This is a genomic window from Rhodococcus sp. 7Tela_A2, from assembly GCF_049311045.1.
Classification (GTDB): Bacteria; Actinomycetota; Actinomycetes; order Mycobacteriales; family Mycobacteriaceae; genus Rhodococcus.
Genome location: NZ_JAXION010000010.1, coordinates 1 through 21624, shown reverse-complemented (window position 1 = coordinate 21624; position 21624 = coordinate 1). Strand labels below are relative to the sequence as shown.

The following is a 21624-nucleotide window of genomic DNA, read 5'->3' as shown; positions in this document are numbered from 1 at the left end:
CGGGGTAGTTGTCACACTGTGCGGTCGAGCCGCCCGCTCGATCGCATGTCCGATCAACGACGCAGCGCACCGCTGGCGTCGAATTGTGCTTCGCGGCCGTCCATTTGGGCTCGGTACCAGTTCTCCCGGTGGACGACCATGATCTTCTCGTGCAGCGTGCCCACGCCCGGCACGAATCGCCGGGCGAGTTCCATGAGCGTGATCAGCGGGAACCGCACAACCGGGATGAGGATCCACGGCAGCACCTTCGGCATCGAGTATTTCCGCCGGGTGCCGGGCGACATGAACATCGCCGAGTACACCGAGTTGATGCGGAAATTGTATTTCGCACGGAGCAGGGCGAGACCACGTTGCCCTTCTCGCGGAGCGAACGCCTGTGGATACGACTCGATGAGTTCCTTGCCGTACTCCCCCGAGTCGTACGACCGCGACACGACGGTGGTGAGCAACGTCCGCACGCTGTCGCCGATCGTCTCGGGGTACCAGGTCGTCCGCACACCGAGGAGGTAGCCCATGTACTTCTGGAAGTGGATGAGCGCCCGTATTTCTCGCGGTGTGGTGTGGTAGCCGAGAGTCCACAGTGCCAGCCCCGGAGTCACGCTGCCCGCGATGAGCGTGAGCAGCATGTAGGTCTGGCTGATGGGAAGTCCCCATTTGGCGGCGTCCCATTCGGGGTGCCCGGCCACGCGGGCACGTACGGAGACATGCATGATCCGCACCTTCAGCGCCGTGGCCCGGCCGCGCGATCCGGCGGCGAGAAGCGCGCCGGGCTCGGACACGTCGATCCAGAACCGCGAGGTTTCGAGGAATCGGCGCAGAGCGTTGTCGCCCGCGTAACCGCCGGCGAGCGAGAGCGGTGTCGCGACAGCGGATTCCGTATAGATTTCGAGAGTTTCCGCACCTGCGAAGCTGAACAGCATCGTGCCCCAGCGCCGCCAGATCTCGGCGCCCTGTTCCACGAGTTCCGGCTGCACCCATTCGGGGACGGTCTCGAACTCGTCGAACAGCGCCTTCATCGCGTCGGGTGCCTCGGGAACGGAGTCGATGCCCTCCGTCAGGGCCCGCTCGAGCAGTGCGCGGGCCGCCTGGGGGCCGAGGTCACCGTGGTAGACCTCGTCCACGAAGCGCTCCGCGGTGGGGTCGCCACTGTAGAGGTCGTTGCACAGTGCGCGAGCCTGCTCGTCGGTGGGAAGGATGTCGAAGCCCGTCACGGCGCGAATCAGTCCCCGTACCCGCCGGACACCGGGCCGGGCCTTCGCCTGCCAGTAGGGGAACGCGCTCGGGCAGCGGTCCGGGGTATCCGATTCCCCGGATGCGCGTGTTTCCAGTGTTCCGGTCATGCCGACGCCTCCTCGGCTCGGTCGTCTGTCACCGTGCGGCGGATCCATCCGGTCAGGCGGCTCACGACGTCATCGAGGCCACCCGGTTGGTCCACCAGGTAATGGTTGAGGTTGCGCATCTCGATCAGTTCCGCCTCTCCCGGCAGGGCATCACGCATGAGACGCGAATCCTCGGCGAAAGCGGCCTGGTCGCCGAGCAGGCTCATCACGAGCGCCGGCGCAGTGACGTTGCTCAGATCGGTCAGTGCGTCGGCGTGCGTGTGGTCGACGCTCCAGGTGCTGAGCCAACTGCGCACCGTTACGAATCGGGCGAGTCCTCCGGCGGCGGTGTTCGCGGCGGCCGGATCGCCGTACATGCTGCCGGCCTCCCGGTCCGACGGGTCGAGGGTGGTATCCACGAACCGCGGGTCTCCGACGGTGCGATGCACCACGAACCCACGGTCGGACGCGCCCATCCGGTTCAGTTCGTCGAGTTGCCCGAGAGCCCACGCGTCGATGCGGCGCATCCGGGCGAGTTGCGCGTCGCGGTAGCGGGCGACCCACTCGCGGTCGAGCGGTACCGTCCGGCCCGGCGCGTACAGGTCGAGGTCGGGATCGGTCGCATACGGGTCGGCCTCGTCGACGACGGCGCCGTCGATCCAGTGCCGCAGCACCCGCGCCCGTCCGGGGTGAGCTCCGACGAGCAGCAGTCCGTCGGCGGGGCGCAGTTTCGCGTCGGCGAACCGGGCGGGATCGCCGGCGGGGGTCTGCGTGACCGTGGGGTTCTCCGCCTGCGACTGGTAGAACGAGGCCAGCGAGCCCCCGCCGCTGAACCCGAGCAGCACCACCTTCTCGAAACCGAGTTCGTCCGTCATCCATCGCACGCCGGTACCGAGGTCGAACGCCGCGCGCTCCATGATGAGAGCGGGTTCGTTGGATGCGTACCGGGTGTTGAGGCCCATCGCCGGGATGCCGGCGCCGGCGAACGCGCGAAGCAGGAAGTGACTGAGGAAGTTCGACGCCGGATGGCACATGATCACGCCGACCTCGCGTGAGTATCCGGGTGCCGCTACGAGGTTGCCGTGGAGCGTCGGATAGTGGCGGCTCAGACCGGAGTGCATCTCGACGCGGCCGTCCGTCGCCGGTTCGTAGGGAATGCGCTGGAAGTGGTCGCGGGGTTCGGGGCCTGTCGTGGGGTTCATCGCACCGTCCGATACTCGAGCATCATGTCGTGGTCTTCGTGGTCGAGGACGTGGCAGTGCCACACGTAGCCCTGCAACCGGTGGTCGTCCCGGTGTTCCTTGTGTTCGTGGTGCCCGGCACTCTCGGTCGTTGCGGTGCCGACCGCAGCCGGGAACGTCGCGTCGGGATCGAAGCCCAGTTCGTCGGCGGTCGGGAAGTAGGCGACGATGCGGGTCACCGAATTCGGATCACAGATCACGGTGTCCTTGTATCCGGTCTCCCACGGCTCGGGGCCACGCAGTGGTTCCACGACGAACGGATCGGCGTCGGGGGTCCACTTGGTGCCGATCGGCGGCTGCGGTTGCCGCGCGCACATCGCGAGGGTGTCGATCGCCTGGCGTCCCACGACGCGAAAGTGCACGAGGTGCAGGTGGATCGGGTGCGGGTCGGGTGTCGCGTTGACGATGTTCCACTGCTCGACGGTGCCCTGCCGGGGCATCTCGATATCGTCGCTGTGGAATCTGAGATTGTTGAGCGACATGATCGACGGGGGTAGCCGTACGTCCGACGGCTGACTCAGCGACACGTTGCGAATGTGCGCGGGTTCCGGCGTGGCTCCCACGATCGGCGGTTGCCCGGTGCCGCCGCGCAGTCGGTCCGGTACCGGTCCGGTGAAGCCGCGCGCGGCCTCGGCCCGGAAACGCAGAAACATCGGCATGTGCACGGCACCGATCTGGGCGGCTTGGGGTGCGGCCGATTCGGTGTTGCGGAGTTCGACGGTGGCGCCGGGTTCGAGCATGCCGAAATCCACCAGCAGGTCTACGCGTTCGCCCGGTGCCAGCCGTACGTGGGTGGTCGGTGCGGGAGCGTCGAGCAGTCCGCCTTCCATCCCGATGACCCAGAACGGCATGCCGTTGGAAAAACGCAGATCCCACACACTGAAGGACGCGGCATTGACCAACCGCAGTCGGTAGAGGCCCCGTGCCACCCGCGCCTCGGGCCAGATCTTGCCGTTGACGACGCCGACGTCACCGACCGCGCCGCCTTCCCACCTACCCTGCGGAACGATCGGGGTGGAGCGGATGCTCTGGCGTCCGTCGCCGTGGACGATCTTCTCCTGCAGTACCAGTTCGAGTTCGAACTCACCGGCCGGCAGTCCGAGCGGGTTGCCGCGTTCTCCGGTGTCGTAGTCGTCGCGGAGCAGGTACACACCCGCCAGCCCGGCATAGACGTTCAGGCGCGTAACAGCCATGGCGTGGTCGTGGTACCAGAGCCCGGCCGCATCCTGCCTGTTCGGGAAGCGGTACGTCGATCCCTCTCCCGGTCGCGCGATCTTCTGAGGGTGACCGTCGAATTCGGGAGGCGTCACGCCGCCATGCAGGTGCATCGATGTGGGCACCTCGGTGCGGTCCCGCTCGCTCAGCCCGTGCAGGGTGGTGTCGACGTCGGCAGCAAACGGATGCACAGTGATCCGGTTCCGGTATTCGATCGCCGTTTCCTGTCCGCGGTGCGCGGTGATCACCGGACCGAGATACGTGCTGTCTCCGTAGGCCAGGGTCGGACCGGGCGCGAGGTCGCGGTGGAAGCTGTGTGTCGCGCTCACCGCGTCGATCGTCAGCGACGAGCCCTCGAGCCTCGGGAGGATGGGAAGGTCGTCGACGAACGGCGTCAGCCGGGGCGACGGGAAAAGCATAGGACGGGGCAGGTCGGGGCTGTCGGCGACCGCACGACCGCCGACCAGCGCGCTTGCGCCGGCGCCGGCTGCGATTCCGGCGAGAAGAGTTCTGCGACTGATATTCCGCATGGACCAGGCTTCCGTTTTCACGCGACCGCAGCCGAGAAGGGAGCACATTTCGTGACTGCCGTCACAATACCATACGGTATGGTGTGGTCAACGTTCCGTCCTGGCCGCGATCGCTGTAGTCGACATGATGATCTGTATTACAGTGTGCCGGAAGGCCGTTCGATACCCTCCCGGGGTGCGCGGTATCGCTCGCCCACCTTCTCTTTTCCCGCGACATGTACGCTCGACGCGTACAGCGAGAGACAAGAGGTGACGACCCCGTGGCGCAGCAACCGACGAAGGACGGCTCGCGGTCCGGGCGGCGCCCCCGGCTTTCCCTCGACGACTGGACCGCGGCCGGGTTGCAGTTGCTCGTCACCGAAGGCCGCACTGCCGTGAAGATCTCCAGATTGTGCGACGAACTCGGCGTCACCAAGGGCAGTTTCTATTGGCACTTCACCGACATCGACGACCTGATGAAGGCCATCGCCACCCGGTACACCTCACAAGACAACGACGCTGCCCGCGGCCTGACGAGCGTCGAAGAACTGCCCGTCCGGGAACGGCTGACGCGCATGGGCACGATGCTCGTCGACGACCGCGCCTGGGAGGCCGAGGTGGCGGTGCGCGAGTGGGCGCGGAGCGACCCGCAGGTCGCCGAATCCGTGCGCGCCCTCGATCAGAGAATCATGACGGTGGTCGAGAACGCGTTCCTCGAACTCGGTTTCGACAAGGACGAGGCACGGGTCCGCGCCGGGACACTGGTGTACGCGGGGATCGGATTCGTGTACGGCCGCGACGGATTGCCCTCCCCCACGGTCGAGCAGATTCAGGCGCTGCTCACGATTCTGGTCCGCAAGTAGAAGACAGAGCGCAGTCCACGTCGGGCCGGCCCAGCCCCGTCGCCGGACGGCAACCCATCGGAATCCTCGCATCCGTCGAATCGCGGATCACCGGAGCCCGCCCGCGCGCTCACGCTCGGCCTCGAGGGATACACGACAGAGTGTCGTGTCACCGCAACTCGGAGCGGTTCAATTCCTTACGCAATGCCGCTATCTCTGCAGCCAAATCCGAAACCTGCGACCGCGTGGCGGCCTGGTTCAGCTCGTCCTGCTCCGCGACTCGCTCGACGAGCCAGGATGCAAGCGTCGCGGTGATGACGCCCAACAAGGCCATTCCCGCGATCATCAACGCCACGGCGATCAGCCGTCCGGTACTCGTCGCCGGGGAGAAATCCCCGTAGCCCACCGTGGTAACCGTCACCGCCGACCACCACAACGCCTCGGGGTAGGTCTCGATCGAAGCTTCGGGGGCGCCCCGTTCGGCGTCGAGCATCGCAAGCGACGAAATAATCAGCAGCAGTATCGTCGACCCTGCTGCGTAGGCGACCACCTGCCCTCGAACAGCCGTGCCGGCAGAGCGTTGCATCACGCCCAGCAACGTCAGGAGACGAAGCAGACGCAACGGGCGGAACATCGGAAGAACGACCATCGCCAATTCGTGAAGATGCCGTAGAAGCCACCGCGCCGGTTGATCTGCCAGGAACAACCGCACCACGAAGTCAGCGGCGAACAGCGCCCATGTACTCCACATCACGAACTCTGCAATCCCGGCCGACGCACCGACAGGTCTGCCGACAACCGTCCATGCGTACGCGCCCAGGAACGCGAGAGCTGTCACCATCAAGGGCCATTCGGACATTCGTTGCCAGCGTTGTTCGGTCATCGGCCCATAATGTCCCTCACAGCCGGACCGGGGTGGGGAGGCCCGGCGGTGAAGCGTGCCGCCGGTCGCCTCCGCTCCGGGGCGGCCGTAGTCGGACATGACTGTGCCCGGGGGGATTCACCTCCCGGGCACAGTTCCATCCCCCCGGACTATCGGGCTTCGTTCAGACGATCGACCGCCTGGTCGTAGCCGGTGACAAGTTCGTTCATGATGTCGGCGACGGGACGGATGTCGTTCATTCGGCCCACCACCTGACCCACCGGCATTGCGACGACCTCGGGGTCGTTCGCGGCCGAAATGCGCTGGTGTGCCTCGCTGACGAGAATGTTCTGGAGCGGCATAGGCAGCGGCGACGGTGCGTCCGGCCGCGACCACGCCTCGGTCCACTTGGTCTTGAGCAGTCGCGCCGGCTTGCCCGAATAGATGCGCGACCGCACCGTGTCGGACGACGTCGCACCGAGCAGCGCCCGCTGGATCGACGACGGGCCGTCGGCCGCGGAGCCGAGTTTGTATTCCGCGGCGGTGAGCCAGTACGAACCCATCCAGACCCCGCCGGCCCCCAGCGCCAATGCGGCCGCAACCTGCCTGCCGGACCCGACGCCGCCCGCGGCAAGTACCGACGCGGAATCGCCGACGGCATCGACGATCTCGGGCCAGAGCACCATCGACGCCACCTCACCGGTGTGCCCTCCGGCCTCGTATCCCTGGGCGATCACGATGTCGACACCGTTCTCGACGTGCCGGCGCGCGTGCTCCACCGCCCCCGCCAATGCCGCGACCGGCACTCCCTTCTCGTGAGCGAGGTCGATGACATCCTTCGGGGGCGAACCCAGAGCATTCGCGATCAGCGAAATCCTGTGCCCCAGAGCGATGTCGACGTGGGAGCGCGCTACCGAATGCAGCCAGCCGAGTACACCGCTCGCCTGCTCGACGTCATCGGACAGTGGAGGAACACCGAGTTCGGCGAGGGTCCGGTCGACGAACGCGCGGTGTTCCGCCGGGATCAGTTTGTCGAGATCGACCGCGGTGCCCTCGGTGGGCACCTTGGCCGGCATCACGATGTCCACGCCGTACGGCTTGCCGTCGGTGTTCTCGTCCATCCAGGTCAGGACGGCGTCGAGTTCCTCCGCGTCGTTGAAGCGCACGCATCCGAGGACACCGAGTCCGCCGGCCCGACTGATGGCCGCGGCGACGTGTTCGGAGGGAGTGAACCCGAAGATCGGATAGTCGATTCCGAGCTTCCGGCCGAGGCTGGTCTGCATCTCCCTGCCTCTCAGCCCACCGCGCCGGAAGCGCTCGGGGTGCAGTGCTCGTCGGCGGGGCGCCCTTCGGTCTGCTCGTGGGCCCACCGGTAGTCGGGCTTGCCCGCCGGCGAGCGCTTGATCTCGTCGACGAACCATGCGCTGCGCGGCACCTTGTAGCCCGCGATCTTGGTGCGGGCGCTCGCGACCAATTCGTCGAGAGTCGCGGTGTGGCCCTGCCGAAGCGCGATCACCGCGGCGACCCGTTCGCCGAACCGATCGTCGGGCACGCCGACCACGAGCACGTCGAAGACAGCCGGGTGCTGCTTGAGCGCGCCCTCGACCTCTTCGGGGTAGATCTTCTCGCCGCCGCTGTTGATCGAGACCGAACCGCGCCCGAGCATCGTGACGGTGCCGTCCTCCTCGACCCGGGCGTAGTCGCCGGGGATCGAGTAACGGACGCCGTTGTACTCGCGGAACGTCGCCTTCGTCTTCTCTTCGTCCTTGTAGTAGCCCAGGGGGATGTTTCCCTTGCGCGCGATCAGGCCGACCTGCCCCGAGCCGGGAGCGATGGGGTTGCCGTCTTCGTCGAGCACCGTGGTCGACTCGTCGATCTTCACCGTGGGGCCGCCGCCGCGGGTCTTGCCCTTCTCCACGATTCCGAGACCGCCGAACCCGCTCTCGGACGAGCCGATCGAGTCGGTGAGCACCTTGCCGGGAAGCAGCTCCAGGAAGCGGTCCTTGAGGGAAGGAGAGAACAGCGCGGCACTCGACGCCATCGCGAAGAGGGTCGAAAGGTCGTACGGCTGACCCGTCTTCGGGTTGCCCTCTTCGAGTGCGTCCAGCATCGGGCGGCCCATCGCGTCACCGGTGATGAAGATGACGTTGACCTTGTGTTCGTCGATGATTCGCCATACCTCGTGGCCCGAGAACTCGGGGTGCATGACGACCTTGCCGCCGCTGAACAGCGACTGGAACAGCGCCCACTGCGCGCCGCCGTGGATCATGGGGGGAATGGGATACCGCACGAGCCCGGGGTTCTCGGCACCCTGCTTGGCGAGTTCCCACTCGTCTTTCACCCACTCGCCGGTCATGAAGTTGATGCCGCCACCGAGCACGCGCCAGACATCCTCGTGGCGCCACATGACGCCCTTGGGATGGCCGGTGGTGCCGCCGGTGTAGAGCATGTACAGGTCGTCGGGGCTGCGCTCACCGAAGTTGCGCTCGGCCGAACTCCCGGCCAGCGCGGTCTCGTACTCGACCCCTCCGTACGACGAGAAGTCGCCGTCGGTGCCGTCCTCGATCACCACGACGGTCTGGACCAGCGGCGTGGACGGCAGAACGTTGGCGACCTTGTCCGAGTACCGGCGCTCGTGAATGAGGGCGACCGTATCGGAATTGTCGAACAAGTACTGCAACTCGTTCTCGACATACCGGTAATTGATGTTGACCATGACGGCCCGGATCTTGAACACCGCGACCATCGCCTCGACGGCCTCGATGGTGTTGCGGGAGTAGATCCCGACTTTGTCACCGGGCTGGACACCCTGTTCGGCCAGGTAGTTGGCGAGTCGGTTGGCTCGTTCCTCCAATTGTCCGTAGGTGACCTCCCTGCCGTCCGAGGCCAGTGCGACACGGTCGGGAACGAGGTCGATTGCGTGCTCGACGAGGTCTGCGATGTTAAGGGGCACGCCACAAAAGTAGAACGTGTTACCGTTATTGACAAGACTTTACTGAGACCTATTTCACAACACCCGCCAGGAGTCCCCAGTGTCCTCTCCCGCAGCCCCCGGCGCAGCCGATTCGGACATTTCGTCCCGCGCTCCCCACTGCCTCGTGGAGCAACGCGGTCACGTTCTCATCGTGACGCTCAACCGGCCGGAGGCACGCAACGCGCTGTCGGGCGAAATGATGGCGATCATGTCCGACGCCTGGGATCGAGTCGACAGCGATCCCGAGATCCGCGTCGCGATCCTCACCGGTGCCGGCGGCGCTTTCTGCGCAGGCGCCGACCTCAAGGCGATGAACCAGTCGGCACCGGGTGACAAGTTCGAGGGCGGTGGCTGGGACCTGTCCCGCTTACCCGCCCTCCTCAAAGGCCGCCGGCTGACCAAGCCCCTCATTGCCGCAGTCGAAGGCGCGGCCATCGCGGGTGGCACCGAAATCCTGCAGGGCACCGACATCCGGGTCGCCGGCGAAAGCGCCAAATTCGGCGTCTCCGAAGCGAAGTGGGGACTGTTCCCCCTCGGCGGTTCCGCCGTGCGCCTCGTCCGCCAGATTCCGTACACGATCGCAGCGGACATCCTGCTCACCGGCCGGCACATCAAGGCGCCCGAAGCCAAGGAGATCGGGCTCATCGGTTACGTGGTCCCCGACGGCACCGCACTCGACAAGGCACTCGAGATCGCGGAGACCATCGCGAACAACGGTCCGGTCGCCGTCCAGGCCATCCTGCGCACGATTCGCGATTCCGAGGGCCTCCACGAGGAAGAGGCGTTCCGGATCGACGCCGAACTCGGTGCCGCGGTCTTCAAGAGTGCCGACGCAAAAGAAGGTCCCCGTGCCTTCGCCGAGAAACGGCCCCCGAAGTTCACCGGAGCCTGATTCCCCATCGAACCGGCGACGCGCCCCGCGCACAACTTCGTGCGCGGGCGCGCTCGTCTGCGCGGCCTTACGAGCATGTGAGACCTGGACCACACCGACATCCCGGCCTCTGCTACGTTCCGTTGTGATCCAGGACACAGGCCTGCACTGTTCGTGCAGGCGGTAAGGAGCCCCATGTACCCCGGCGTCCACGCGCGCAACACACCCGACAAAATCGCTGTCGTTCTCGCCGACAGCGACCGCAGCCTGAGCTATCGCGAATTGGACGACCGTTCGGCGGCATTGGCACGGGTACTGCACGACGCGGGACTCCGGCCGGGCGACGTCGTCGCATTGCTCACGGACAACCGGGTCGAAGCCTTCGAGGTCTTCTGGGCAGCACTGCGTTCGGGCCTCTACATCACGGCGGTCAACAGCCATCTCACTGCCGGTGAAGTCGCCTACATCGTCGAGGACAGCGGCGCGAAGGCGCTCGTCGTCTCGGCGACTCTCGGCGACCTGGCCGAACACGTCGGAGACACGGTTGCCGCCCGGTCGGCCCGGCTCGCCTTCGGCGGCGCGGTTCGCGGCTTCGAGTCGTACGAGGATGCGATCGCGAGCGCCGGACCACGACTCGACGAGGAACCGTCCGGCGCGATCATGCTCTACTCGTCGGGCACCACCGGATTTCCCAAGGGGATCCAGCCGCCGTTGCCCGACCGCCGCGTGGACGAACCGGGTGAATCGCTGGTGATGGTGGCGCAGTACATGTTCGGCATCAGCGACGCCGACGTCTATTACTCCCCCGCACCGATCTACCATGCCGCGCCCCTGCGTTGGGGTGCGGCGGTCCACGCGCTCGGCGGCACGGTGGTGCTCGCGTCGAAGTTCGACCCCGAGACCGCGCTGCGCCACATCGAGGAGTACTCCGTGACCGCGGGGCAGATGGTCCCGACGATGTTCGTGCGCATGCTCAAACTCGACCCGCAGATCCGGGTCCGCCACGACCTCTCGAGCCTGCGGGTACTCATCCATGCCGCAGCGCCGTGCCCACCCGACGTCAAGCGCGCCATGATCGACTGGCTCGGCCCCGTGATCTACGAGTACTACAGCTCGACCGAAGCGAACGGCATCACGTTCATCAACAGCCAGGAATGGCTCGACCATCCCGGCTCGGTGGGCAAGAGCGTCATCGGCCCTGCCCACATCTGCGACGACGCCGGCACGGTGCTGTCGGCCGGCGACATCGGAACGATCTACTTCGAAGCCGATCACGTGCCCTTCACCTACCACAACGATCCCGAGAAGACCTCGACCGCACAGCATCCCGAGCATCCGACGTGGACGACGGTGGGGGATCTCGGGTACCTCGACGAGGACGGGTTCCTGTACCTGACCGACCGCAAGTCCTTCACCATCATCTCGGGCGGCGTGAACATCTATCCGCAGGAGATCGAGAACGTCCTCGCGCTTCACCCCGCCATCGACGACGTCGCCGTCATCGGCGTCCCCCACCCGGAGATGGGTGAGGAGGTCAAGGCGGTGGTGGAACTGTCCCCGGATGCCACCGAATCCCCGGAGCTCGCCGAGGAACTGCTCTCGTATGTTCGAGAGCGGGTCGCGCACTTCAAGGTGCCGAGGTCGGTGGACTTCGTCGACCGGCTTCCCCGCACTCCCACGGGCAAGCTCGTGAAGGGGAAGCTGAAGGCGGCCTACTCGTCCTGAGGTGCGTGCGCGACAGCCGCCCCGGTCACTGCAGCACGGCCGAGGCCAGCTCCTTGATCTGGGCGGCGTCGCGGCACGAGACGAGCAACATGGTGACGCCGGCGTCCTCCCACCTGCGCACCCCCTCGCGCACCTCTGCCAGGTCACCGACGATCATCGTCTCGGTCACCATCTCGTCCGGAATCGCCGCGGCTGCTTCGTCTTTGCGGCCGGCGCGGAAAAGTTCGGTGACCTCGTCGACGACGTCGCCGTACCCCATGCGCCGGTACACCTGCGCGTGAAAGTTCAGCTCGGGCGCTCCCATCCCTCCGACATACAACGCCGTCACCGGTTTCATCGCGGCGACGGTGCCCTCACGGTCGTCGGTCACCACCACCTGGCACGTCGCGGCGATCTCGAAGTCCTCGCGCGTGCGACGTGCGCCGGCACGGGCGAACCCTTCGTCGAGCCATTCGTTGTACATCGGTGCGAGCCGCGGCGTGTAGTAGATGGCGAGCCACCCGTCGGCGATCTCCGCGGTGAGTGCGACATTCATGGGACCCTCGGCGCCCAGCCAGATGGGTATGTCCGAACGCAACGGGTGGGTGATGGGCTTGAGCGGTTTCCCGAGTCCGGTGGCTCCGGCTCCGGTGTACGGGAGCGGGTAGTGCGGCCCCGGACTCGTGACCGGCGCTTCACGGGCCAGCACCTGACGGATGATCGAGACGTACTCCCTGGTTCGCGCGAGCGGCTTCTCGAACGGCGCGCCGTACCAGCCCTCGACCACCTGTGGACCGGATACACCGAGACCGAGGATGTGCCGGCCGCCCGAGAGGTGATCGAGTGTCAGCGCGTGCATCGCGCAACTGGTCGGCGTACGCGCCGAGATCTGGACGACGGAGGTACCCAGCCGCACCCGGTCGGTCGCCGACCCCCACCATGCGAGCGGGGTGAACGCATCCGAGCCCCACGACTCGGCTGCGAACACCGCATCGAACCCCTCGGCTTCGGCTGCTGCAACGAGTTCCGGTCCGTTGCCCGGTGGTTGCGCACCCCAGTATCCCAGTTGCAGTCCCAGTTTCATTGCACGCCTTTCGGGTCGGACCAAGCGCGGCAAGGTGCAGATCACACGGTACCCTTGCCAGCAACACTAGAACCTGTTCTACTCGAACTTGTGAGCCTGGGAAAGAGTGCGGTCGCCGAGCCACCGCTGAGTGCACCGCTGAATCTGAAGTTCGACTACACACGATCCACCGGGCCGACCGTGGGCGCGTTCGTCACCGGACTGCGCGACGGTCGCATCGTCGGTGCGCGCGGATCCGACGGCAGGATCTTCGTCCCGCCCCCGGAATACGACCCCGTCACCCATGAACCGCTCACCGATTTCGTCGAGGTGGGCCTGACGGGAACCGTCGTCAGCTGGACGTGGAATGCGGACCCGTTGCCGGGCCAGCCCTTCGACCGGCCTTTCGCATGGGCTCTCGTCCGCCTCGACGGTGCCGACACCTCGATGCTCCACGCAGTGGACGTCGCCTCCCCCGACGACATCGACACCGGCATGCGCGTCCGGGTCCGCTGGGCCTCCGAACGCGCCGGCGGAATCCACGACATCGCGGCCTTCGAGCCCGGTGAAGCGACCGCGGACACACCGTCCGAGCCCGGCGAGCCCGTCTCGATGATCACCACTCCCGTCGACCTGGACTACCGGCACAGCGCGTCACCCGAAGAATCCTGGTATCTCCGGGGATTGAAGGAAGGCAAGATCATCGGCGGCCGCACGGGTCCCGGTGAGAAGGTGTACGTGCCGCCGCGCGGGGCGAGCCCCACCGACGGCGTCCCCACCAAGGAACCGGTCGAGTTACCCGACAAGGGCACCGTCACGACGTTCTGCATCGTCAACGTGCCGTTCATGGGCCAGCAGATCAAGCCTCCCTACGTCGCCGCATATGTGCTGCTCGACGGTGCCGACATCCCGTTCCTCCACCTCATCCTCGAGTGCGAGGCCACCGACGTGCGCATGGGAATGCGTGTCGAGGCCAAGTGGCGACCGCGGGAAGAGTGGGACCACACGCTGCGCAACATCGAATACTTCCGCCCGACCGGCGAGCCCGACGCCGAGTTCGACACCTTCAAACACCACCTCTAGGAGCGTCGAGCACCATGACAGACATTGCAGTCGTCGGCTTCGCGCACGCCCCCCACGTGCGCGAGACATTCGGCACCACCAACGGTGTCGAGATGCTCGTCCCCTGTTTCCAGGAGCTCTACGACAAGCTCGGCATCACGAAGTCCGATATCGGCTTCTGGTGCTCCGGGTCTTCGGATTACCTGGCCGGGCGCGCCTTCTCGTTCATCTCGGCCATCGACGCCATCGGCGCCGTCCCGCCCATCAACGAGTCACACGTCGAGATGGACGCCGCATGGGCGCTCTACGAGGCGTGGGTCAAACTCATCACCGGCGAAGTGGACACCGCACTGGTCTACGGCTTCGGCAAGTCGTCGGCCGGCACCCTGCGGCGGACACTCTCGCTGCAACTCGATCCGTATCTCGTCGCGCCGCTCGGCGTCGACTCCGTCTCCCTCGCCGGCCTGCAGGCCCGGATGGGTCTCGAATCCGGGAAGTGGACGGATCGGGAGATGGCCGAAGTAGCCGTGCGCTCTCTCGCCGCAGCGAAGAACAACCCGAAGGCCCAGCTCTCCGGCGACCTCGACATCGACGAACTCCTGTCCCGCCCGTACATCGCCGACCCGCTCCGGAAGCACGACTGCGCTCCCGTCACCGACGGCGCCGCCGCAATCGTTCTGGCCACAGGAGACCGCGCACGCGAACTGTGCGAGAACCCCGCCTGGATCACCGGAATCGAGCATCGGATCGACTCGCCGAACTTCGGCGCCGCCGACCTCACCACCGCGCCGTCCGCGCGTGCCGCGGCACGCGCCGTGACGGGCGGCGACACCGCGTTCGACGTCGCCGAACTGCACGCCCCGTTCACCCATCAGGAACTCATCCTGCGCGAGGAGATCGGACTCGGCGACGACACCGCCGTCAATCCGTCGGGCGGTCCGCTCAGCGGCAACGCGATGTTCTCCGGCGGCCTCGAGCGAATCGGTTACGCCGCACAAGCGATCATGAACGGGACAGCGGGTCGCGCGCTGGCCCACGCGACGAGTGGCGCACTGCTGCAACAGAATCTGGTAGCTGTCCTGGAGGGACGTAACTGATGGCCAAGCAACCCGCAGCTGTCCTGGGCACCGGGCAGACCCATTACGTCGCCAAGCGTCACGACGTATCGATGTCCGGCCTGGTGCGCGAGGCGATCGACCGCGCCATGCTCGACGCCCAGGTGGGCTGGGACGACATCGACGCCGTCATCATCGGCAAGGCACCCGACCTGTTCGAGGGCGTCATGATGCCCGAGTTGTCGATGGTCGATGCGATCGGCGCCACCGGCAAACCGATGCTGCGCGTACACACGGCGGGATCGGTGGGAGGATCCACCGCCAACGTCGCGGCGAGCATGGTGCAGTCCGGCGTCCACCGCCGAGTCCTCGCGGTGGCGTGGGAGAAGCAGTCCGAATCCAACGCGATGTGGGCGCTGTCGACACCGGTGCCGTTCACGATGCCGGTCGGTGCGGGCGCGGGCGGCTACTTCGCCCCGCACGTCCGCTCCTACATCCGCAGGTCCGGCGCCCCGGAGCACGTGGGCGCGATGGTGGCGGTCAAAGACCGGCTCAACGGTGCGAAGAACCCGTACGCACACCTCAGGCAGCCCGACATCACCCTGGAGAAGGTTCAGGCATCGCAGATGCTGTGGGACCCCATCCGCTACGACGAAACCTGCCCGTCGTCGGACGGCGCGTGTGCCGTGGTGATCGGTGATGCCGACAGCGCCGCCGCGGCAGAGGCCGCCGGGCGCCCGGTGGCATGGATCCACGCCACCGCGATGCGGACCGAACCCACGACGTACGCGGGCCGCGACCAGGTCGACCCCCAGGCCGGCCGGGACGCGGCAGCGGCATTGTGGAAGCAGGCGGGCATCACCGATCCGCTCACCGAAATCGACTGCGCCGAAATCTACGTCCCCTTTTCCTGGTTCGAGCCGATGTGGCTCGAGAACCTCGGATTCACTCCGCAGGGATCGGGCTGGAAGCTGACCGAGTCCGGTGAAACCGCCATCGGGGGACAACTGCCGATCAACATGTCCGGCGGTGTGCTCTGCTCCAACCCCATCGGCGCATCCGGGATGATCCGTTTCGCCGAGGCCGCGATCCAGGTGATGGGCAAGGCCGGAGATCACCAGGTCGACGGTGCCCGCAAAGCACTCGGTCACGCGTACGGTGGCGGCTCCCAGTACTTCTCGATGTGGGTGGTCTCTTCCGACCGCCCCACCAACTAGGAGCGTCACATGGTGGATTTCACCGTCGGGGTCGCAATGACGCCGCTCGATCAGTTGAGCGGTATCGCGCGCACCGCGGAGGAGTGCGGGTTCTCGTCGATCGCCCTTCCCGACTCACTGTTCTACATGGAGAAGCAGACCGTCGACTATCCGTACACCCCGGACGGGTCGCGGATGTGGACGGCGGACACGCCGTGGGTGGATCCGCTGATCGCCGCGGCCGCGATGGGCGCAGCGACCTCGACCATCCGGTTCTATACCCAGGTGCTGAAGCTGGGGTCGCGCAACCCCGTCCTGCTCGCTCGCCAGGTCGGGTCCGTCGCCAACCTGACGGGAGACCGGTTCGGTCTCGGTGTCGGCATCGGCTGGGCACCGGAAGAATTCGAGTGGTGCGGCGTCCCATATGCCCGGCGCGGCAAGCGCGTCGACGAAATGATCGATGTGCTGAAGCTGATTCTCGGTGGCGGCATGGTCGAGCATCACGGCGAGTTCTTCGAATTCGACCGGCTTCAGATGAGTCCGGCTCCCAGTACCCCGGTGCCGCTCTACGTGGGTGGGCACACCGATATCGCGCTGCGTCGTGCCGCACGGGTCGGTGACGGCTGGACGTCGGCCATGATCGGGTTCGACGACCTGGTGGCGGTCATCGACCGGCTGCGGGTCCTGCGCGACGAATACGGGCGGTCCGACGTGCCGTTCGAGATCCAGGCTGTGTGTGTCGATCGGTTCGGTTCGTCCGGTTACGCCGAGCTGGCCGATGCGGGCGTCACCGACATCATCGTGGTGCCGTGGATCTTCGACGGCCACGGGTTCGACTCCCCCCTCGAGGCGAAACAGGAATCGCTGCGGAAGTTCGCAGACAAGTACATCCACGGAAAGGATGCGGCATGAGCGAGGAACACCCCGCACGGGTGGCGGCGCGCGCGTCGCAAACGGCAGCCAGCGGCAAACGCAAGGACGAGTGGCTCGCGGTCTTCGCAGACGACGCGTGCGTCGAAGACCCGGTGGGGCCGTCGGGATTCGACCCGGAAGGCAAGGGGCACACGGGCCGCGATGCCATCGCCGCGTTCTACGACATGACGATCGCCAACACCGACAAGCTCGAGTTCCTCATCGACGACGTGCTGGTGTGCGGTGACGAGTGCGTCAATATCGGCACCATTCGCACCACGATGGCCGGGAACATCATCGATGCCGAGGGGGCCTTCGTCTACCGGGTGAACGGCGACGGCAAGATCGTGTCGCTGCGGGCGTTCTGGGAGATGGACCGAGCCATGAAGACGGTACGTCCGGCCCCGTAGGGCCGGTCCCTCGTAGAGTCGGGGGATGAGCACCGCCGGAATCGTTCTCGCAGCAGGGGACGGCTCGCGATTGGGTGGGCGCGCGAAAGCGCTCCTGCCCCACCGCGGCCGTCCCCTGCTGCATACCGTGACCACCGCGCTCGCCGACGGCGGGTGCGACGAGGTGATCGTGGTGCTCGGTGCGTACGCCGACGAGGTCGCCGCGGCGTGTCCGCCGGATAGCACCGTGGTGGTCAATCCGGAGTGGAGCACCGGGATGTCGACGTCGCTGCGCCGCGGCGTCGACGCTGCTGGCGGTCACGCCACGGTGGCGCTCACCGTCGTGGACTTCCCCGGCATCACCGCCGAACTGGTCCGGCACGTACTGGGCGAACACCACGGCGGAACGGTGACGCTGCCGGTGTTCGACGACCGGCCCGGTCATCCGGTCGTGTTCGACCGTGCCGACGCGGTCGCAGCGGCCCGGCAGGCCACCGCGGACGAGGGCGCCCGCAGTTACCTTGCGCACCACCGCGACCGGGTACGGCGTCTGGACTGCACCACCCTCGCGGATGCCGGAGACGTCGACACGGTGGACGATCTGCACCGGCTCGAGCCCTGAACACGCGACGGCCGCCGGACATTCCCGTCTCTGACCACCGCGCCCTGACCATCCCTCAGGTGGCCCGGACGAGGCGGCCCCCCGCACCTGAAGGTGTGGGGGCCCGCGACACTGCCGTGTGTCAGTGCTTCACCGGGCATCCACCCGACGTCTTGTAGTCCACCTCGAAGTCCTTGATTCCGTTGAGCCACCCGGACCGCAGGCGACGCGGATCACCGATCTTCGTGATGTCGGGAATGTGGTCGGCGATCGCTCCGAAGATCAGATCGACCTCCATGCGCGCGAGGTTCGCGCCGAGGCAGTAGTGCGCACCTGTGCCGCCGAACGCCAGATGCGGATTCGGGTCGCGCAGAATGTCGAACTCACGCGGCTTCTCGAAGACTTCTTCGTCGTTGTTCGCCGACGCGTACAGCATCACGACGCGGTCGCCCTTGCGGATCGCCTGCCCGCCGAGTTCGGTGTCCTCGAGTGCGGTGCGCTGGAAGGACGTGACCGGCGTGGCCCAGCGGATGATCTCGTCGGCAGCGGTCTTCGGGCGGTCGCGCTTGAAGATCTCCCACTGCTCGGGATTGTCGAGGAACGCCGCCATGCCGTGCGTGATCGCGTTGCGGGTGGTCTCGTTGCCGGCAACAGCGAGCACGATGAAGAAGAAGCCGAACTCCTCGGGAGCGAGTTCGTCGCCGTCGATGTCGGCCTCGATCAAGGCGGTGACGATGTCGTCCGCCGGGTTCGCCTTGCGGTCGGCCGCCATCTGGTAGGCGTAGCCGAGCACCTCCATCGACGCCGCCGCCGGGTCGGCGGTGTTGTCGGGATCGTCGTAGCCCGTCATCTGGTTGGACCATTCGAAGATCTTCGAGCGGTCTTCCTGCGGGACACCGATGAGGTCCGCGATGGCCTGCAGGGGCAGTTCCGCGGCGATTTGGGTGACGAAGTCGCCCTGACCGGCGGTGCACGCATCCTGGACGATGGACTTCGCGCGGCGGTCGAGTTCGTCGCGCAGACCGTTGATGGCGCGCGGGGTGAAGCCACGGGCAACGAGCTTGCGGAGCTTGGTGTGCTCGGGCGCGTCCTTGTTCAGCAGGACGTGGCGCTGCAGTTCGATAGCCTCTCGGGGCATGTCGTCGTTGAACCGCGGGATCGCGGTGTTCTCCCAGTTGGAGAACACGTCGCTCCGGCGGGAGACCTCACGGACCTCCTCGTGGCGGGAAACCACCCAGAACCCGTCGTCGTGGAATCCCCCCTTGTCGGGCGACTTCTTGTTCCACCACACCGGTGCCGTCTTCCGGAGTTCGGCGAACTCTTCGAAGGGCATGCGGTCTGCATACAAGTCGGGATCGGTGAAGTCGATTCCCTCGGGGATGTTCGGCTGCGCCACTTATCTCTCCTGCCTGGCGAGTACCGCTCGCGTGATGTGTAACACGTTCTAAAACCATTCAAACACAGGCGCGGCCCGTGACCAAGAGATCAGCACGTCCCGACCGATTCACACCCTTGCCGCCGCCGACGGCAACCTGTTCTACTTTGCAGAGAGCATTTAGAGTGCAGAGAACTGCAGAGAAAGGAGCCCGCCGTGGGCACCCCAGTCATCGTCGAGGCCGTCCGCACCCCGATCGGCAAGCGGGGTGGATGGCTCGCGGGCCTGCACGCTGCGGAAATCCTCGGTGCCGCCCAGAGCGGAGTCGTCGAGCGCGCCGGGATCGATCCGGCCCTCGTCGAACAGGTCATCGGCGGCTGCGTCACCCAGGCCGGCGCGCAGTCGAACAACATCACGCGCACCGCGTGGCTGAACGCCGGCCTCCCCTGGCAGGTGGGCGCCACGACCATCGACTGCCAGTGCGGCTCGGCTCAGCAGGCCAACCACCTCATCGCCGGTCTCATCGCCACCGGCGCCATCGATGCCGGAATCGCGTGCGGCATCGAGGCCATGAGCCAGGTTCCCCTCGGCGCCAATGTGGGCGACCAGGCCGGCCCGCGACGGCCCGAATCGTGGAACATCGACATGCCCAACCAGTTCGAGGCCGCGGAGCGTATCGCCCGCCGGCGCGGCATCACCCGCGAGGACATCGACGCGCTCGGCGTCCGGTCGCAGATGCTCGCCAAGCAGGCATGGGACGAGGGCCGCTTCGACCGCGAGGTGCTGCACGTCGTCGCACCGGTCGTCGACAAGCAGGGCAACCTCACCGGCGAGAAGCAGACCGTCACCCGGGACCAGGGCCTTCGCGACACGACGTCCGAGTCGCTGGCGAAGCTGAAGCCGGTGCTCGACGGCGGAATCCACACCGCGGGCACGTCGTCGCAGATCTCCGACGGCGCAGCCGCCGTCCTACTGATGGACGAGGACCGCGCCAAGGCCCTCGGTCTGAAGCCCCGTGCCCGCATCGTCGCGCAGGCGCTGGTCGGTGCAGAGCCCGAGTTCCACCTCGACGGCCCCGTCCAGGCCACCGCGAAGGTGCTCGAGAAGTCGGGCATGAGCATCGGCGATCTCGACCTGTTCGAGGTCAACGAGGCATTCGCGTCGGTCCTGCTCTCGTGGGCGAACGTGCACGGCCCCGATATGGACAAGGTCAACGTGAACGGTGGAGCCATCGCGCTCGGACACCCCGTCGGATCCACGGGTTCGCGTCTGCTGACCACCGCGCTGCACGAACTGGAACGGCGTGACGGCTCGACCGCGTTGATCACCATGTGTGCGGGTGGCGCGCTCGCCACCGGAACCGTCATCGAGCGGATCTGACGTGGGAACGGACACCGCTCCCAAAGGACTGAACTCGAAGGCGACCATCCCGATCATGAAGTGGATGTCGCGCGTCAACGTCGCCGCCTACCGGGTCACCGGCGGCCGGGTCGGTGGCAAGTGGCGCGTCGGCAGTGCCTTTCCCTGGGGAATCCCGGTCTGCCTGGTCACCACGACCGGACGCAAGACAGGACAGCCCCGCACCGCTCCCCTGCTGTTCCTCGAGGACGGCGACAAGGTGGTCCTGGTCGCCTCGCAGGGCGGAATGGCCAAACACCCGTTGTGGTTCCGCAATATCCAGGCGAATCCGGAGGTCACCGTCCAGATCAAGTCGCGGGTGCGGAAGATGCACGCGCGGGTCGCGACGGACACCGAGCGCGCGGCGTACTGGCCCCGGCTGGTCGAGATGTACCCGGATTTCGACAATTACCAGTCGTGGACCGACCGCGTCATCCCCGTGGTGGTCTGTGAGTAGGACGGCGACCCGCGGCAATACCGGAATGCGGGAATACTGGCACCGGTAGTTACACGCTTTCGAGAAGGGATGTCGCGATGGCAACCACGAACCACGACCAGGTCCTCGACCGACGGGAGATCGCAGCGGCGCTGCTGCGTGCTCTGGAACAACGTCACGAGGTACTCGATGCCATCGTCGAGAGCGCCGACCGAGCGGAGGCGGTGACCGCAATCGCCGCGCTGCTCGAGACGAGTGAGTTCTGCGCGGAGGCAGTGCTCAACCTCCCGTTCCGCCGCTTGACCAAGGCCGAGCGCAAGAAGATCCGGGAAGAACTCGAAGATCTCGACGCCGTAGTCCACTGGACGACGGCGGCACGGCCCTACGCGACGGGCGCGCATTTCCGCGTGCGTCCGATCTCGGACACGGCGACCGACCTGGAGTTGCTCGAGGCCAGGTGTGCCGACCAGCTGGGCGACAACAGCGCCGAAAGCGTCGCCGCCGAGCAGGCGCGCGGAAACGCGTTGATGAAGGACGAATCCGGGATGTGGCTCGGCGCCGAAGATCTTTGCGGCGGCCAGCCCCCCCCGGGCGGCTTCG

20 protein-coding genes are annotated in these 21624 nt (G+C 66.6%); 12 read left to right on the top strand and 8 right to left on the bottom strand.

Going from position 1 to position 21624, the window contains the following annotated elements; all coding sequences use genetic code 11:
* Nucleotides 1–53: 53 nt before the first annotated feature.
* Genes TVH25_RS03530 through TVH25_RS03520 form a run of 3 tightly spaced genes read right to left on the bottom strand, consistent with a single transcriptional unit; the run spans nucleotide 54 to nucleotide 4305 of the window.
* Nucleotides 54–1340: an oxygenase MpaB family protein gene (locus TVH25_RS03530; RefSeq protein WP_296549117.1), complete on the bottom strand. Its 1287-nt coding sequence runs from the start codon at nucleotides 1338–1340 to the stop codon at nucleotides 54–56.
* Nucleotides 1337–2521, bottom strand: coding sequence for an alpha/beta hydrolase (locus TVH25_RS03525; protein WP_296549116.1), 1185 nt, complete (start codon nucleotides 2519–2521; stop codon nucleotides 1337–1339). The genes TVH25_RS03530 and TVH25_RS03525 overlap by 4 nt, the downstream gene beginning before the upstream one ends.
* Entirely contained in the window at nucleotides 2518–4305 is a 1788-nt protein-coding gene (locus TVH25_RS03520) for a multicopper oxidase family protein (RefSeq protein ID WP_296549115.1), read from the bottom strand. The genes TVH25_RS03525 and TVH25_RS03520 overlap by 4 nt, the downstream gene beginning before the upstream one ends.
* 260 nt (nucleotides 4306–4565) lie before the next feature.
* Here TVH25_RS03520 and TVH25_RS03515 point away from each other — a divergent pair, with 260 nt between their 5' ends.
* Nucleotides 4566–5147, top strand: coding sequence for a TetR/AcrR family transcriptional regulator (locus tag TVH25_RS03515; RefSeq protein WP_296549114.1), 582 nt, complete (start codon nucleotides 4566–4568; stop codon nucleotides 5145–5147).
* 148 nt (nucleotides 5148–5295) lie between these two features.
* Here the strand turns inward: TVH25_RS03515 and TVH25_RS03510 are convergent, their stop codons facing one another.
* From TVH25_RS03510 to TVH25_RS03500, 3 genes are all read right to left on the bottom strand, one after another.
* A complete protein-coding gene (locus TVH25_RS03510) occupies nucleotides 5296–6009 on the bottom strand; it encodes a potassium channel family protein (protein WP_422423368.1) in 714 nt (237 codons plus the stop codon).
* A gap of 149 nt (nucleotides 6010–6158) precedes the next feature.
* Nucleotides 6159–7271, bottom strand: a complete 1113-nt coding sequence (locus TVH25_RS03505; RefSeq protein WP_422423366.1) for an NAD(P)H-dependent flavin oxidoreductase — start codon at nucleotides 7269–7271, stop codon at nucleotides 6159–6161.
* An 11-nt stretch (nucleotides 7272–7282) separates the two neighbouring features.
* The gene (locus TVH25_RS03500; RefSeq protein WP_169652011.1) at nucleotides 7283–8941 is read right to left on the bottom strand and encodes an acyl-CoA synthetase; all 1659 of its coding nucleotides are present in this window, start codon (nucleotides 8939–8941) and stop codon (nucleotides 7283–7285) included.
* Between the two features lie 79 nt (nucleotides 8942–9020).
* Here TVH25_RS03500 and TVH25_RS03495 point away from each other — a divergent pair, with 79 nt between their 5' ends.
* On the top strand, nucleotides 9021–9854 hold the full coding sequence (locus tag TVH25_RS03495; protein ID WP_169652012.1) for a crotonase/enoyl-CoA hydratase family protein: 834 nt from the start codon (nucleotides 9021–9023) through the stop codon (nucleotides 9852–9854).
* 174 nt (nucleotides 9855–10028) lie between these two features.
* Nucleotides 10029–11558 carry an AMP-binding protein gene (locus TVH25_RS03490; protein ID WP_422423365.1) on the top strand — a complete coding sequence of 510 codons (1530 nt, stop codon included), beginning with the start codon at nucleotides 10029–10031 and terminating at the stop codon, nucleotides 11556–11558.
* 25 nt (nucleotides 11559–11583) lie between these two features.
* Here the strand turns inward: TVH25_RS03490 and TVH25_RS03485 are convergent, their stop codons facing one another.
* A complete protein-coding gene (locus TVH25_RS03485; protein ID WP_422423364.1) occupies nucleotides 11584–12621 on the bottom strand; it encodes an LLM class F420-dependent oxidoreductase in 1038 nt (345 codons plus the stop codon).
* A gap of 90 nt (nucleotides 12622–12711) precedes the next feature.
* Here TVH25_RS03485 and TVH25_RS03480 point away from each other — a divergent pair, with 90 nt between their 5' ends.
* Genes TVH25_RS03480 through TVH25_RS03455 form a run of 6 tightly spaced genes read left to right on the top strand, consistent with a single transcriptional unit; the run spans nucleotide 12712 to nucleotide 17836 of the window.
* The gene (locus TVH25_RS03480; protein ID WP_422423363.1) at nucleotides 12712–13683 is read left to right on the top strand and encodes a Zn-ribbon domain-containing OB-fold protein; all 972 of its coding nucleotides are present in this window, start codon (nucleotides 12712–12714) and stop codon (nucleotides 13681–13683) included.
* A gap of 14 nt (nucleotides 13684–13697) precedes the next feature.
* Nucleotides 13698–14759, top strand: coding sequence for a thiolase domain-containing protein (locus TVH25_RS03475; protein ID WP_169621390.1), 1062 nt, complete (start codon nucleotides 13698–13700; stop codon nucleotides 14757–14759).
* A complete protein-coding gene (locus TVH25_RS03470; RefSeq protein ID WP_296549109.1) occupies nucleotides 14759–15934 on the top strand; it encodes a thiolase domain-containing protein in 1176 nt (391 codons plus the stop codon). Before TVH25_RS03475 ends, TVH25_RS03470 begins: the two co-directional genes overlap by 1 nt.
* 12 nt (nucleotides 15935–15946) lie before the next feature.
* Nucleotides 15947–16825, top strand: a complete 879-nt coding sequence (locus tag TVH25_RS03465; protein WP_422423385.1) for a TIGR03619 family F420-dependent LLM class oxidoreductase — start codon at nucleotides 15947–15949, stop codon at nucleotides 16823–16825.
* Nucleotides 16822–17235 carry a nuclear transport factor 2 family protein gene (locus tag TVH25_RS03460; protein WP_169621393.1) on the top strand — a complete coding sequence of 138 codons (414 nt, stop codon included), beginning with the start codon at nucleotides 16822–16824 and terminating at the stop codon, nucleotides 17233–17235. Before TVH25_RS03465 ends, TVH25_RS03460 begins: the two co-directional genes overlap by 4 nt.
* Before the next feature lie 25 nt (nucleotides 17236–17260).
* A complete protein-coding gene (locus TVH25_RS03455) occupies nucleotides 17261–17836 on the top strand; it encodes a nucleotidyltransferase family protein (protein ID WP_422423362.1) in 576 nt (191 codons plus the stop codon).
* Nucleotides 17837–17957: 121 nt separating this feature from the next.
* Here the strand turns inward: TVH25_RS03455 and TVH25_RS03450 are convergent, their stop codons facing one another.
* Nucleotides 17958–19211 (bottom strand): cytochrome P450, encoded by a 1254-nt coding sequence (locus TVH25_RS03450; protein ID WP_169652018.1) that lies wholly within the window; start codon nucleotides 19209–19211, stop codon nucleotides 17958–17960.
* A 195-nt stretch (nucleotides 19212–19406) separates the two neighbouring features.
* On the opposite strand from TVH25_RS03450, the gene TVH25_RS03445 reads away from it, so the two are divergent.
* The 3 genes from TVH25_RS03445 to TVH25_RS03435 form a co-directional block, all read left to right on the top strand.
* Complete coding sequence (locus TVH25_RS03445) at nucleotides 19407–20570, top strand: steroid 3-ketoacyl-CoA thiolase (protein ID WP_169623126.1); 1164 nt, start codon at nucleotides 19407–19409, stop codon at nucleotides 20568–20570.
* A gap of 55 nt (nucleotides 20571–20625) precedes the next feature.
* Nucleotides 20626–21045 (top strand): nitroreductase family deazaflavin-dependent oxidoreductase, encoded by a 420-nt coding sequence (locus TVH25_RS03440; protein ID WP_422423384.1) that lies wholly within the window; start codon nucleotides 20626–20628, stop codon nucleotides 21043–21045.
* A gap of 77 nt (nucleotides 21046–21122) precedes the next feature.
* Nucleotides 21123–21624, top strand: a 502-nt coding sequence (locus TVH25_RS03435; protein WP_422423361.1) for a GNAT family N-acetyltransferase, incomplete at its 3' end; no start/stop codon positions are given.